Origin of the sequence: Kluyvera genomosp. 3 (genome assembly GCF_011765685.1) — a bacterium.
Lineage (GTDB): Bacteria > Pseudomonadota > Gammaproteobacteria > Enterobacterales > Enterobacteriaceae > Kluyvera > Kluyvera georgiana_A.
On record NZ_CP050321.1, the window covers coordinates 4,594,786 to 4,608,371 of the forward strand.

Genomic DNA, 13,586 nt, shown 5'->3' on the forward strand with positions numbered 1-13,586 from the left:
CTGCCGGGTGGCGCTGCGCTTACCCGGCCTACCATTGCATCGTAGGCCCGATAAGCGTAGCGCCATCGGGCACTATTCCGTCGCCAGACTCGGCTGAACGTTGACGCGGCGATGATAGTTTTCATAAATCGCCATCGCCAGCAGCGAGAAGAAGATTGGCCCGCCGATCATCCACAGCGCGCTGCTCCAGTCTCCCGCCTCAATCACCGGCTGAATAACGGTAAAGATGTTGGCAAACGTCACCACCAGCACCACCACACTCGTCGCCAGCACGGTCGATATTTTGGTTTTGAAAATCACGAATGGGCGTTCAAGGCCTGCTTGCGCTTTAAAGAACGGGAAGGCCAGCGCGAGGAACAGGTACGGCAAAGTCATCGACACGTTCGCCATCAGCGTCAGTTTGTTGTAGAACGCCGATGCGGTATCGCCGCCAAACGACACCAGCAGGATAAACAGACTCACCAGCACGCACTGCATCCACATTGCCGTCGACGGCATGCCGTTTTCATTCAGCCGCGTCATGGAAGCGGGCCACAGCGCCTTCGGCGTGCCCTGAATAATCGCCTTCAGCGGCGAATAGCTGAGGGTAAAGAATGCGCCAGTATAGGCGAGGAACATCGACAACCCGGTAATACGCGCAAACCACACACCGACACTTGCCGCCGCTTCCGGCGACAGGTGCAGCGCGTTGCCCAATGTGGAACCGAGGCTGGTCATCAGCACGTAGGTAATATTGCCAAGGTTAACCGAACGGTCGCTGAGAATTTGCTGCCAGTTAGTGCTCACGCCCCACAGGAAAATCGCCAGTGAATAACCGATAGAAATAACAATTGCAGCGAATACAATCCCTTTGGCGAAGTTCTTTTCCGGCTTATCGGTTTTATCCACCAGACCGCCCACCGCTTCAATACCGCCGTAGGCAAAGATGGCGAAGACCACAAACGATAATACCGCCAGGCCAGATTGATAACCTGGGTTTGGTGAAGCGGTGAAATTAATCGGCTGGGCAAAGTGACCGCCGTTTAATAACAAAATCGCAATACTGACTAACAATAAAACTAAATTAAGACACATCACGGCGATACCGCCGACGGCGGTAATACGGGCGATTTTATTAATCCCTTTCGCCGCCACGGTGGTGACCAGTACCATCCAGATGACGGCCAGCAGGCCCACGACCTGGGTCGATTGCAGCCCCGCAACGCCCCAGTGCTGGGTCATATCCGAACCAAACAGGAACGTTGAAAACGGCACCCACACTTTCGCGGAAGTGCTGACCATCCAGATAACGTAAGACGAGAACCACATAAAGGTGCCAATAAACGCATAGCGTGGGCCTACGCTGTTATTCATCCAGGAATAGATCCCGCCCTCTTCTTTGCGGTAGGCCGATCCCATCTCAGCCATCATTAAGGCAAATGGAATAAAAAATAATAATGCTGAAAATATATACCAGGTGATGGCGCTATACCCCATCAGGTAAAACGCGGATGGACTATTGGCAAAACCAAAAACAGACGTAAATATCATTAGGATGAGACCGATCAGGCTCATCTTTTTTATTGATGGGGTCATTTGACCCTCCCTTAACTCTGGATCGTTTTTTTACACGTCGACAGGGCTACGCGCTGCAAACTTGTCAGAAACAAGGCAGTGGGGAATCGACGCGAGAATGTGCTGGCCGGATGATAGCAAATAACCAGAACTTTCTTGTGACCATAAAAGGGATTTAGGGATGATATGACTAGAAAATGGCGCATAAAGCGCCATTTTATTTTGTGAAAGAGAACGTTATCGAACTTATGCCCGATCCACGCTAAACGCCAGCACCTCAGACAAGGTCTCGACACCTAGCGCCAGCATAATCAGGCGATCGACGCCCAACGCCACGCCAGAGCAGTCCGGCAGACCGGCTGCCAGCGCGTCCAGCAGATTTTGATCGATCGGCTGCTGCGGCAGACCACGCGCGGCGCGTTTGCGGTTATCCTGCTCGAAACGCTGCTGCTGTTCGCGCGCGTCGGTCAGCTCATGGAAACCATTCGCCAGCTCCATCCCTTTAAAGTACACCTCGAAGCGCTCAGCGACGCGGTGATCTTCAGCGCTAATCTGCGCCAGCGATGCCTGGCTTGCCGGGAAGTGATAAACGAACGTCGGACGATCTTTACCAATGTGCGGTTCAACGCCGAAGGCAAACAGCAGTTGCAGTAACGTATCGCGATCTTCTTCGTTATCTGCGACGTTGCTGAGGTCGAGCTTCGCCGCCACTTCGCGCAGCAAGGTTTTATCAGCCGACAGCGGGTCAATTTCCAGATGGCGCTGGAACGCCTGCTGATAAGAAAGACTTTCCGCCGGTTGACACTCCAGCACCTGCTGCAGCAGATCGTCCACTTCGTTGATCAGGCGATACATATCGAAGTGCGGGCGATACCACTCCAGCATGGTGAATTCCGGGTTATGGTGACGGCCCATCTCTTCGTTACGAAAACTTCTGCACAGCTGAAATACCGGGCCACATCCCGCTGCCAACAGGCGCTTCATGTGGTACTCCGGGCTGGTCATCAGATAAAGGTTCATCCCCTGAGAATGACCCGGACCGACGAAACGCGTCTCAAACGGGACCAGATGTACGTCAGTCACCGTCGCCTGGCTCATGCATGGCGTCTCCACCTCCAGTACGCCGCGGTCAGCAAAGAAGCGACGGATTTCCGCCATCAACGCCGCGCGTTTTAACAGGTTAGGGATGGATGCGCTCGGCTGCCAGGTTGCCGTCTCGCTCATGGTTTTTTCTCCGATTTCAGACAAGGGCACGAAGTCTACCCGCAAGCGGCACATGACACAAATATTGCTCAGTAATTTCTCGCAGGGCAGAACAGAAGATTTCCTTAGGTAATTCCAGAACGTAATTCATCAGCTACAGTGATAAATAAAGCGCACATAACGACAAAAAAATCGAACACATCAAATTTCCCCATCAACCCGGCGGGTATACTGCTTTACCCATAAAGGAGCAGTGGAAACGTTTTTGCGCAGGCCACGTGATATCCCCCCACGTAGCGTGTTGTGAAATAACAATAATCTGGAGGAATGTCGTGCAAACCTTTCAAGCCGATCTTGCCATTATAGGCGCAGGCGGAGCGGGACTACGTGCTGCCATCGCAGCCGCTCAGGCCAACCCGCAAGCCAAAATTGCTTTGATCTCAAAAGTTTATCCTATGCGCAGCCACACCGTGGCCGCAGAAGGCGGTTCCGCCGCCGTCGCACAGGACCATGATAGCTTCGAGTACCATTTTCACGACACCGTCGCCGGCGGCGACTGGCTTTGCGAACAGGACGTTGTCGATTACTTCGTCCATCACTGCCCAACCGAAATGACCCAGCTAGAACAGTGGGGTTGCCCGTGGAGCCGCCGTCCTGATGGCAGCGTTAACGTCCGTCGCTTCGGCGGAATGAAGATTGAACGCACCTGGTTCGCCGCCGATAAAACCGGCTTCCACATGCTGCACACCCTGTTCCAGACCTCCTTACAGTTCCCGCAAATCCAGCGTTTTGATGAACACTTCGTCCTCGACATTCTGGTCGACGACGGTCAGGCCCGTGGCCTGGTGGCGATGAACATGATGGAAGGCACGCTGGTGCAGATTCGCGCCAACGCGGTGGTCATGGCGACCGGCGGCGCGGGCCGCGTGTATCGCTATAACACCAACGGCGGCATCGTTACCGGCGACGGCATGGGTATGGCGTTAAGCCACGGCGTCCCGCTGCGCGACATGGAATTCGTTCAGTATCACCCGACGGGTCTGCCGGGTTCCGGCATTCTGATGACTGAAGGCTGCCGCGGTGAAGGCGGTATTCTGGTCAACAAAAACGGCTACCGCTATCTGCAGGACTACGGCATGGGCCCGGAAACCCCGCTCGGCGAGCCGAAGAACAAATATATGGAGCTGGGCCCGCGCGACAAAGTCTCCCAGGCCTTCTGGCACGAATGGCGCAAAGGCAACACCATTCCGACGCCGCGCGGCGACGTGGTCTACCTCGACCTGCGCCACCTCGGCGAGAAAAAGCTTTTGGAGCGTCTGCCGTTTATCTGCGAGCTGGCGAAAGCCTACGTGGGCGTCGATCCGGTGAAAGAGCCGATTCCGGTGCGCCCGACCGCGCACTACACTATGGGCGGCATCGAAACCGACCAGCAGTGCGAAACCCGCATTAAAGGGCTGTTTGCCGTCGGCGAATGTTCCTCCGTGGGCCTGCACGGCGCTAACCGCCTCGGTTCCAACTCGCTGGCGGAACTGGTGGTCTTTGGCCGCATGGCCGGCGAACAGGCGATGGCCCGCGCGGCCACAGCCGGTGAAGCCAACGGCAGCGCGCTGGACGCGCAGGTCAGCGACATCGAAAACCGTCTGAAAGCGCTGGTGAACCAGGAAGGCAACGAAAACTGGTCGAAAATCCGCGATGAAATGGGCCTGTCGATGGAAGAAGGCTGCGGTATCTATCGTACGCCAGAGCTGATGCAGAAAACCATCGATAAACTGGCTGAACTGCAGGAGCGCTTCAAACGCGTACGCATTACCGACACCTCCAGCGTCTTCAACACCGACCTGCTCTACACCATTGAGCTGGGCCACGGTCTGAACGTCGCAGAATGTATGGCGCACTCGGCCATGGCGCGTAAAGAGTCGCGCGGCGCGCACCAGCGTCTGGATGAAGGCTGCACCGAACGTGATGACGTCAATTTCCTCAAGCATACCCTCGCCTTCCGCGACGCCGATGGCACCACCCGCCTCGACTACAGCGATGTGAAGATAACGACCCTGCCACCGGCAAAACGCGTGTACGGCGCGGAAGCTGAAGCGGCCGAGAAGAAGGAGACGGCGAATGGCTGAGATGCAGAATTTAAAAATTGAAATCGTGCGCTACAACCCGGAAGTGGACAGCGCGCCGCACAGCGCCTTCTATGAAGTGCCTTACGATGAGCAAACCTCACTGCTTGACGCGCTGGGCTACATCAAAGATAACCTCGCGCCTGACCTGAGCTATCGCTGGTCCTGCCGCATGGCAATCTGCGGCTCCTGCGGCATGATGGTCAACAAGGTGCCGAAACTCGCCTGTAAGACGTTCCTGCGCGAATACCCGAAAGGCATGAAGGTAGAAGCGCTGGCCAACTTCCCGATTGAGCGCGATCTGGTGGTCGATATGACCCACTTTATCGAGAGCCTGGAGGCCATCAAGCCGTATATTATCGGCAACCCACGCACGCCGGAGCAGGGTCCCAATAAGCAAACCCCGGCGCAGATGGCGAAATACCATCAGTTCTCCGGCTGCATCAACTGCGGTCTGTGTTACGCCGCCTGCCCGCAGTTTGGCCTGAACCCTGAGTTCATCGGCCCGGCGGCGATTACCCTGGCGCATCGCTACAACGAAGACAGTCGCGACCACGGCAAGAAGGAGCGTATGGCACAGTTGAACAGCCAGAATGGCGTGTGGACTTGTACCTTTGTCGGCTACTGCTCCGAAGTGTGCCCGAAACACGTCGACCCGGCCGCCGCTATTCAGCAGGGAAAAGTGGAAAGCTCGAAAGACTTTCTTATCGCTACCCTGAAACCACGCTAAGGAGTGCATGATGACGACTAAACGCAAACCCTATGTACGGCCAATGCCGTCCACCTGGTGGAAAAAGCTGCCGTTTTATCGCTTCTATATGCTGCGTGAAGGCACGGCGGTGCCAACGGTGTGGTTCAGCATCGTGCTGATCTACGGCCTGTTTGCACTGAAGCACGGCGCGGAAAGCTGGGCAGGTTACGTCGGTTTTCTGCAAAACCCGATCGTCGTGGTGTTGAACCTGATCACCCTGGCCGCCGCGCTACTGCACACCAAAACCTGGTTCGAACTGGCGCCGAAAGCCGCCAATATCATCGTGAAAAGCGAAAAAATGGGGCCGGAGCCAATCATCAAAGGGCTTTGGGTGGTGACCGCGGTGGTCAGCGTGGTGATTCTGTTTATCGCCCTGTTCTGGTAAGGAGACTGGCATGATTAACCCTAATCCAAAACGTTCCGATGAGCCGGTATTCTGGGGCCTGTTCGGCGCGGGCGGCATGTGGAGCGCAATCATCGCGCCGGTGATGGTGCTGTTAGTCGGCATCCTGTTGCCGCTGATGGCCTCCGGCGACGCGTTCAGCTACGAACGCGTACTGGGCTTCGCTCAGAGCCTGATTGGCCGCGCGTTTATCTTCCTGATGATCGTCCTGCCGCTGTGGTGCGGTTTACACCGTATTCACCACGCGATGCACGACCTGAAAATCCACGTGCCTAACGGCAAATGGGTGTTCTACGGTCTGGCAGCCATTCTGACGGTGGTGACGCTGGTCGGCGTGCTGTTTATTTAACCTAATTGGCGCTGTGCAAGGCCTGTAGGCCTGATAAGCGCAGCGCCATCAGGCGAATTGCCGGATGGCGGCTACGCCTTATCCGGCCTACAATGGCCGCCAAAACCTTAATGTGCGCTTATCTTTAAGCCAATAATCCCCACGACAATCAGCGCCAGGCTGGCGATACGCATCGGGCTGGCGGACTCGCCCAGCAGCAGAATACCGGTAATCGCTGCGCCTACTGCGCCAATCCCCGTCCACACCGCATAGGCCGTGCCCACTGGCAGGCTTTTCATCGCCCACGACAGCAGCGCCATACTAACGACCATCGCCACGATGGTAATAACGCTCGGCACCAGACGGCTAAAACCGTGAGTGTATTTCAGGCCAACGGCCCAGACCACTTCAAGAAGGCCGGCAATAAAGAGAATTAACCAGGACATGTTTGGCTCCATAACGATGGGGCCGTCCCCGGATGAGAGATACGCTTACAGGTCGTCCCGCAAGGTGTTAGAAAAAACACGGGCAGTATAGGACACGAAAAACGACGGTACAACAGCGTGTTGTACCGTCACTATGGATTTATTGCTGCGCCTTGGTTGCTGCCCCAGAAATCGCGCTACCACCGTCTGAAATATCTTCACCAATGCCTCGTGTCGTATTACAGGCGGTCAGGGCAGAGGAAAGAACCAGAACCGTAAAAAATGCTGCAATCGCTTTTTTCACCATAATGTCATCCTTAATAGCCAGTTTTCGTTATCTTGCTTCATAAGCATAGACAACTTCGCCCAGCATGTTGGATTTGAGCGATTTTTTTCAGACTAAGACGAAGCGGCAAAACGATAAGGGGAATGGCTGGCGCAGCAGGGCTGCTGCGCCGAACGGATCAAAGCATGAATTACTTCACGCGGGATACGTATTCGCCGGAGCGGGTATCCACTTTGATCACTTCGCCAATCTGGACGAACAGCGGAACTTTAACCACTGCGCCAGTAGACAGGGTAGCCGGCTTGCCGCCAGTACCTGCGGTGTCGCCTTTCAGACCTGGATCGGTTTCAACGATTTCCAGTTCTACGAAGTTCGGCGGGGTCACTGCGATCGGCTGGCCGTTCCACAGGGTCACGATGCACTCAGCCTGGTCCAGCAGCCACTTCGCGTTGTCACCGATCGCTTTCGCGTCAGCGGACAGCTGTTCGAAGGTTTCGTTGTTCATGAAGTGCCAGAACTCACCGTCGTTGTACAGGTAAGTCAGGTTCATATCGATAACGTCTGCGCCTTCAGCGGAATCGGTAGATTTGAAGGTTTTCTCTACGCGGGTGCCGGTCAGCAGACGACGCAGCTTAACGCGCGCGAACGCCTGACCTTTACCTGGTTTAACGAATTCGCTGGCTTCAACCGCGTACGGTTCGCCGTCCATCATGATTTTAAGACCAGCACGGAAATCGTTGCTATAGTAAGTCGCCATAAGGCCCTCTGAAATTGTTAAATGGTAGCTAAGCCACAAAATGGCGCATATTGTAACCCTAAATACCCCATCCAGAGAAGATTGGTTGATGCAACTTGCCGATGTTCTCACCGATCCGGATGAACTATTCCGTCTTTTGAATATAGACGCCGATGAAAATTTGCTTGCTGGCCGTGAGGCTAAGCGTCTTTTCGCCCTGCGCGTCCCGCGTGCGTTCGTCGCACGCATGGAGAAAGGCAACCCGAACGATCCTCTTTTACGTCAGGTACTTACTGCACAAGAAGAGTTTGTTACCGCGCCGGGATTCTCCACCGATCCGCTGGAAGAACAGCACAGCGTGGTACCCGGTTTGCTGCACAAGTACCACAACCGCGCCCTGCTGCTGGTGAAAGGCGGCTGTGCGGTAAATTGTCGCTATTGTTTCCGTCGCCACTTCCCGTATGCCGAAAACCAGGGCAATAAGCGTAACTGGCAGGCGGCGCTGGACTACGTGAGCGCGCATCCTGAGCTCGACGAAATCATCTTCTCCGGCGGCGACCCGCTGATGGCGAAGGACCACGAGCTGGACTGGCTGCTCACTCACTTAGAGGCGATCCCGCATATTAAGCGTCTGCGCATTCACAGCCGGCTGCCAATCGTCATCCCGGCGCGTATTACCGACGCGCTGGTCGAACGTTTTGCACGCTCGTCATTGCAGATCTTGCTGGTGAATCATATCAATCACGCCAATGAAATCGACGCTGAGTTCCGCGCCGCCATGTCGCGCCTGCGCCGTATCGGCGTCACGCTGCTTAACCAGAGCGTACTGCTGCGTGGCGTGAACGATAACGCTCAAACGCTGGCAAATCTCAGTAACGCGCTGTTTGACGCCGGCGTGATGCCCTATTACCTGCACGTGTTGGATAAAGTGCAGGGCGCGGCGCATTTCCTCGTCAGCGATGACGAAGCACGAGAGATTATGCGGGAGCTGTTAACGCTGGTCTCCGGCTATATGGTGCCGAAGCTGGCACGTGAAATTGGCGGTGAGCCAAGCAAAACGCCGCTGGATTTGCAGCTGCGCCAGCGGTAAGAGGATAGAGCCAACCCTCTCTTAATGACTAAGAGAGGGTGTACAGCGCATCAGTTCGGGCACTTATAAACCTGGCCGTTCATTTCGCTGTCGGTAGGAACAAAGCTGGAGAGCATGCCTTGCGTCGGGCTGCTGACACCGTAAATCACGTTGCCGCCCATTTCGGCCGCATGGTTGCGCAGCGCGTTTGCCGCCCCGCGCATTGAACCGCCTTCTGCGCCCTGCTGGCCGGAAAGCCAGTTGCTCTGCGCGCCGTTAGCAGTACCCAGCAGCTGGCATTCTGCCCCCGGCTTATCTTCGACAAAGCGCACGCTCTGGCCGGCTGAGGTCAGCTCGGTGGTAGAGCTACAGCCCGCTAACAGCAATGCCGCGCCGACAATCCCTGCTAAAAATTTTACCTGCATGTTATTCCCCACAATCAATGAGCTGGACGCATGTCGTCCGTGTGTAAACCTTATACTAAAAAGATGACCAAAAGAAAAACCCCCGCGCATTTCTGCTACCGATATTGCACATCATTCGCCTCATCCCCCTAAACAAATTCTGATATTACTCCCCGGGATATCGTCTTTTCACACTCAATCGTCTTTAGTGTTGCTGGCGTACAACTTTTGTTCGCTACACAGCACAATCAAAAAGGAGACGATATGAGTAAAACATCCTCAGGAGAGAGGAACGTCACATGGGTGGGTTATCTGGCTTTTTTTCTGACCATTATTTTCTTCTCCGGTTTTTTCGCCAAAAGCACAGAGTGGTGGCGGGTGTTTGATTTTACCGTACTGAACGGCAGTTTTGGCCAGGTTAACGCCGAAGGGCAAAACGCGCTGTCGTTCCGCGGCATCGGCGGCACTGGAGCCAAAGATGGCTTTTTATTCGTGCTGGAGCTGGCGCCCTCGGTGATTTTATCGCTTGGCATCATCGCGGTAACCGAAGGGCTTGGCGGGCTGCGCGCCGCGCAGCAGCTAATGACGCCGATACTGCGACCGCTATTAGGTATTCCGGGCATTTGCTCGTTGGCACTGATCGCCAACCTGCAAAATACCGACGCCGCGGCGGGCATGACCAAAGAGCTCACCGATGAAGGGGCCATCAGCGATCGGGAGCGGGCGATTTTCGCCACTTTCCAGACCAGCGGTAGCGCCATCATCACTAACTATTTCTCCTCCGGCGCCGCCCTGTTTACGGTGGTGACCGTTCCTGTCATCACACCGCTAGCCGTGATTCTGGTGTTTAAGTTCATCGGCGCTAATTTCTTACGTCTGTGGATCGCGCAAATGGAAAACCGTCATAACCAGGAGGATAAAAATGATCGCCCAGCCGCGTAAGAATGTGATGGATATGTTTATCGACGGTGCCCGCCGCGGTTTTACCATCGCCACCACCAGCCTGCTACCCAACGTCGTGATGGCGTTTGTCATTATTCAGGCGCTGAAGGTCACCGGGTTACTGGATATTGTCGGCAAAGTGTGTGAGCCGATTATGGCGCTGTGGGGGCTTCCCGGCGAAGCAGCGACCGTTCTACTGGCGTCGGTAATGAGTATGGGCGGCGGCGTAGGCGTCTGCGCCAGCCTGGTGGCGGCCGGTACGCTCAGTGGTCACGATGCTACCGTCCTGCTGCCCGCCATCTACCTGATGGGCAACCCGGTGCAAAATACTGGCCGCTGTCTTGGCACCGCCGGCGTTAACCCTAAATACTATCCGCATATTATTGCCATCTGCGTCATCAACGCCCTGCTCTCTATGTGGGTGATGCAGCTTCTTTTCTAAGGGAAAACCATGAACTTTTCATTACTGGAACCCCGCTTATTTCGCAATGCGCATCTCTATGACCCTGACGATCGGGGTATCTGCGATCTGCTGGTCGCTGGGGGAAAAATTGTCGCCATCACCAACGCAAACAGCGAAAGCGTCCCCGAAGCATGCCCGGTCAGCGATCTCAACGGGGCTATCGTCTGCCCAGGATTTATCGATCAGCACGTCCATCTGATTGGCGGCGGCGGAGAAGCGGGCCCACACACCCGGACGCCGGAGGTCAGGTTGTCAAAACTGGTTGAGGCGGGAGTCACCGCCGTCGTTGGCCTGCTCGGCACCGATGGAACAACACGTCATCCGGAGTCATTGCTGGCAAAAACACGCGCCCTGGAGTTCGAAGGAATCAGCGCCTGGATGCTCACCGGCGCTTACGGATTGCCTTCGCCAACCATTACCGATAGCGTGCAAAAAGACGTCGCGCTGATTGATAAAATCATCGGCGTGAAATGCGCCATCTCCGATCACCGTTCCTCAGCGCCCGATACCCATCAGCTTGCCAATATGGCAGCACAGTCTCGCGTAGGCGGGCTGCTTGGGGCGAAAGCAGGCATCTCCGTGTTCCACCTCGGCAATAGCCCCCGCCTGCTGGAACCACTATATGAAATATTGCGCACAGCCGACGTACCGATCACCAAACTACTGCCTACCCACGTCAATCGCGCACAGGCGTTGTTCCAGGCGGCGCTACGTTATGCCAGCGAAGGCGGCTATATTGATATTACCACCAGCATCAACGAGCCTATTGATCCGGCAAGCGCCATCGTGATGGCCCGTGAAGCGCAGGTCCCGCTCGCACGGCTAACGTTAAGCTCCGACGGCAACGGCAGTCAGCCAGAATTTGACCGCCACGGCAACCTGATCGGCTTTGGCGTCGCCGGGTTCGAGTCGCTGCTGGAGACGCTGCAACAGCTGGTTCAGCAGCATCATCTGCCGCTGGAAGAGGCGCTGCTGCCGCTGACCCGCAACGTCGCGGAGTTTCTCGGACTGACGCATAAAGGCCGGCTTATACCCGCTTGTGACGCGGATTTTCTGGTGTTGGAAGCAGATTTACGGATTCGGGAAGTATGGGCCAGGGGCCGCCAGATGGTCCGAGACGGTCACGCCTGTGTGAAAGGCACCTTTGAGTAACAAAACCGAGAGATAAAAAAACCCGAGCATCACTGCTCGGGTTTCTTGTCGCTAAAGCGGTTAGCGCACGATTACATCATGCCGCCCATACCACCCATGCCGCCCATACCGCCAGCAGCACCTAAATCAGGCGCGTCGCCTTTCGGCAGGTCGGTCACCATGCACTCGGTGGTGATCATCAGGCCAGCAACGGAAGCTGCGTACTGCAGAGCAGAACGGGTCACTTTAGTTGGGTCGAGGATACCGAAGTCGATCATGTTGCCGTATTCTTCAGTAGCTGCGTTGTAACCGTAGTTACCTTCGCCCGCTTTCACGTTGTTCGCCACAACAGACGGTTCTTCACCGGCGTTGGAAACGATCTGACGCAGCGGTGCTTCCATTGCGCGCAGCGCAACTTTGATACCGACGTTCTGATCTTCGTTCTGAGCAGTCAGGCCAGCCAGTTTAGCGGCAACGCGAACCAGCGCGACACCACCACCAGCAACCACGCCTTCTTCTACCGCAGCACGGGTCGCGTGCAGGGCGTCATCAACGCGTGCTTTCTTCTCTTTCATTTCAACTTCGGTCGCCGCACCGACTTTGATTACCGCAACGCCGCCAGCCAGTTTCGCTACGCGTTCCTGCAGTTTTTCACGGTCGTAGTCAGAAGTTGCTTCTTCAATCTGTTTGCGGATCTGAGCAACGCGGCCCTGGATCGCAGCTTCTTCACCCACGCCATCGATGATGGTGGTGGTGTCTTTGTTGATCACAACGCGTTTCGCCTGACCCAGGTCTTCCAGAGTCGCTTTTTCCAGCTCCATACCGATCTCTTCAGAGATAACGGTACCGCCGGTCAGGGTTGCGATGTCCTGCAGCATAGCTTTACGACGGTCGCCGAAGCCCGGTGCTTTAACAGCAGCGACTTTCACGATACCGCGCATGGTGTTGACCACCAGAGTAGCCAGCGCTTCGCCTTCAACGTCTTCAGCGATGATAACCAGCGGTTTGCCTGCTTTCGCAACGGCTTCCAGAACCGGCAGCATTTCGCGGATGTTGGAGACTTTTTTGTCAGCCAGCAGGATGAACGGGCTTTCCAGCTCAACAGCACCGGTTTCCGGTTTGTTGATGAAGTACGGGGACAGGTAGCCACGGTCGAACTGCATACCTTCTACTACGTCCAGTTCGTCTTCCAGGCCGGTACCGTCTTCAACGGTGATCACGCCTTCTTTACCGACTTTGTCCATCGCTTCAGCGATCAGTTTACCTACGGTTTCGTCGGAGTTAGCGGAGATAGTACCTACCTGAGCAATGGCTTTAGAGTCAGAGCACGGTACGGACAGCGCTTTCAGTTCTTCAACAGCGGAAGCGACAGCTTTGTCGATACCACGTTTCAGATCCATCGGGTTCATGCCCGCAGCAACAGCTTTCAGGCCTTCGGTGATGATAGCCTGCGCCAGTACGGTGGCGGTGGTGGTACCGTCGCCTGCAGCGTCGTTCGCTTTAGAGGCCACTTCTTTCACCATCTGCGCGCCCATGTTTTCGAACTTGTCTTCCAGCTCGATTTCACGTGCTACGGATACGCCATCTTTAGTGATGGTCGGTGCGCCGAAGGATTTGTCCAGCACTACGTTACGGCCTTTCGGGCCCAGGGTCACTTTAACTGCGTCTGCCAGTACGTTAACGCCGCGCAGCATTTTCACACGAGCGTCGTTACCAAATTTTACGTCTTTAGCTGCCATTTCTTCTATTCCTCAAATTCGTTCGCGCGTAG

General features: G+C 55.5%; 15 protein-coding genes. 8 read left to right on the top strand and 7 right to left on the bottom strand.

From position 1 onward, the window contains the following. Nucleotides 1-72: 72 nt before the first annotated feature. Together yjeM and epmA are read right to left on the bottom strand one after the other, a co-directional pair. Entirely contained in the window at nt 73-1,575 is a 1,503-nt protein-coding gene (gene yjeM / locus GY169_RS21440) for a glutamate/gamma-aminobutyrate family transporter YjeM (RefSeq protein WP_167577070.1), read from the bottom strand. 225 nt (nt 1,576-1,800) lie between these two features. Further along, a complete protein-coding gene (gene epmA, locus GY169_RS21445) occupies nt 1,801-2,778 on the bottom strand; it encodes an elongation factor P--(R)-beta-lysine ligase (RefSeq protein ID WP_065356629.1) in 978 nt (325 codons plus the stop codon). A 311-nt stretch (nt 2,779-3,089) separates the two neighbouring features. On the opposite strand from epmA, the gene frdA reads away from it, so the two are divergent. From frdA to frdD, 4 genes are read left to right on the top strand one after another with little or no spacing between them, the layout of a single operon-like run. Further along, nucleotides 3,090-4,880, top strand: coding sequence for a fumarate reductase (quinol) flavoprotein subunit (gene frdA / locus GY169_RS21450; protein ID WP_163447353.1), 1,791 nt, complete (start codon nt 3,090-3,092; stop codon nt 4,878-4,880). After that, on the top strand, nt 4,873-5,607 hold the full coding sequence (locus GY169_RS21455; protein ID WP_167577071.1) for a succinate dehydrogenase/fumarate reductase iron-sulfur subunit: 735 nt from the start codon (nt 4,873-4,875) through the stop codon (nt 5,605-5,607). Before frdA ends, GY169_RS21455 begins: the two co-directional genes overlap by 8 nt. 10 nt (nt 5,608-5,617) lie before the next feature. After that, entirely contained in the window at nt 5,618-6,013 is a 396-nt protein-coding gene (frdC, locus tag GY169_RS21460) for a fumarate reductase subunit FrdC (protein WP_064546818.1), read from the top strand. A 10-nt stretch (nt 6,014-6,023) separates the two neighbouring features. Then, complete coding sequence (gene frdD, locus GY169_RS21465) at nt 6,024-6,380, top strand: fumarate reductase subunit FrdD (protein ID WP_064546815.1); 357 nt, start codon at nt 6,024-6,026, stop codon at nt 6,378-6,380. 107 nt (nt 6,381-6,487) lie between these two features. Here frdD and sugE read toward each other — a convergent pair whose 3' ends face one another. The 3 genes from sugE to efp all read right to left on the bottom strand — a co-directional run bounded on the left by sugE (nt 6,488) and on the right by efp (nt 7,827). Further along, complete coding sequence (gene sugE / locus GY169_RS21470; protein ID WP_167577072.1) at nt 6,488-6,805, bottom strand: quaternary ammonium compound efflux SMR transporter SugE; 318 nt, start codon at nt 6,803-6,805, stop codon at nt 6,488-6,490. Nucleotides 6,806-6,944: 139 nt separating this feature from the next. Beyond that, nucleotides 6,945-7,091 carry a lipoprotein toxin entericidin B gene (gene ecnB, locus GY169_RS21475; protein ID WP_035894229.1) on the bottom strand — a complete coding sequence of 49 codons (147 nt, stop codon included), beginning with the start codon at nt 7,089-7,091 and terminating at the stop codon, nt 6,945-6,947. 169 nt (nt 7,092-7,260) lie between these two features. Then, entirely contained in the window at nt 7,261-7,827 is a 567-nt protein-coding gene (gene efp / locus GY169_RS21480) for an elongation factor P (protein ID WP_163447350.1), read from the bottom strand. 40 nt (nt 7,828-7,867) lie between these two features. On the opposite strand from efp, the gene epmB reads away from it, so the two are divergent. Next, nucleotides 7,868-8,896 (top strand): EF-P beta-lysylation protein EpmB, encoded by a 1,029-nt coding sequence (gene epmB / locus GY169_RS21485; RefSeq protein ID WP_167577073.1) that lies wholly within the window; start codon nt 7,868-7,870, stop codon nt 8,894-8,896. A gap of 50 nt (nt 8,897-8,946) precedes the next feature. On the opposite strand, the gene GY169_RS21490 is transcribed toward epmB, so the two are convergent. Further along, nucleotides 8,947-9,300 carry a DUF4156 domain-containing protein gene (locus GY169_RS21490; RefSeq protein ID WP_163447348.1) on the bottom strand — a complete coding sequence of 118 codons (354 nt, stop codon included), beginning with the start codon at nt 9,298-9,300 and terminating at the stop codon, nt 8,947-8,949. Between the two features lie 243 nt (nt 9,301-9,543). On the opposite strand from GY169_RS21490, the gene GY169_RS21495 reads away from it, so the two are divergent. Genes GY169_RS21495 through iadA form a run of 3 tightly spaced genes read left to right on the top strand, consistent with a single transcriptional unit; the run spans nt 9,544 to nt 11,836 of the window. Continuing rightward, on the top strand, nt 9,544-10,221 hold the full coding sequence (locus GY169_RS21495; protein WP_167577074.1) for a nucleoside recognition domain-containing protein: 678 nt from the start codon (nt 9,544-9,546) through the stop codon (nt 10,219-10,221). After that, the gene (locus GY169_RS21500; RefSeq protein ID WP_163447346.1) at nt 10,202-10,663 is read left to right on the top strand and encodes a YjiG family protein; all 462 of its coding nucleotides are present in this window, start codon (nt 10,202-10,204) and stop codon (nt 10,661-10,663) included. The genes GY169_RS21495 and GY169_RS21500 overlap by 20 nt, the downstream gene beginning before the upstream one ends. Nucleotides 10,664-10,672: 9 nt before the next feature. Beyond that, nucleotides 10,673-11,836 carry a beta-aspartyl-peptidase gene (gene iadA, locus GY169_RS21505; RefSeq protein ID WP_167577075.1) on the top strand — a complete coding sequence of 388 codons (1,164 nt, stop codon included), beginning with the start codon at nt 10,673-10,675 and terminating at the stop codon, nt 11,834-11,836. A gap of 71 nt (nt 11,837-11,907) precedes the next feature. Here the strand turns inward: iadA and groL are convergent, their stop codons facing one another. Beyond that, the gene (groL, locus tag GY169_RS21510; RefSeq protein ID WP_064546803.1) at nt 11,908-13,554 is read right to left on the bottom strand and encodes a chaperonin GroEL; all 1,647 of its coding nucleotides are present in this window, start codon (nt 13,552-13,554) and stop codon (nt 11,908-11,910) included. Nucleotides 13,555-13,586: the final 32 nt, after the last annotated feature.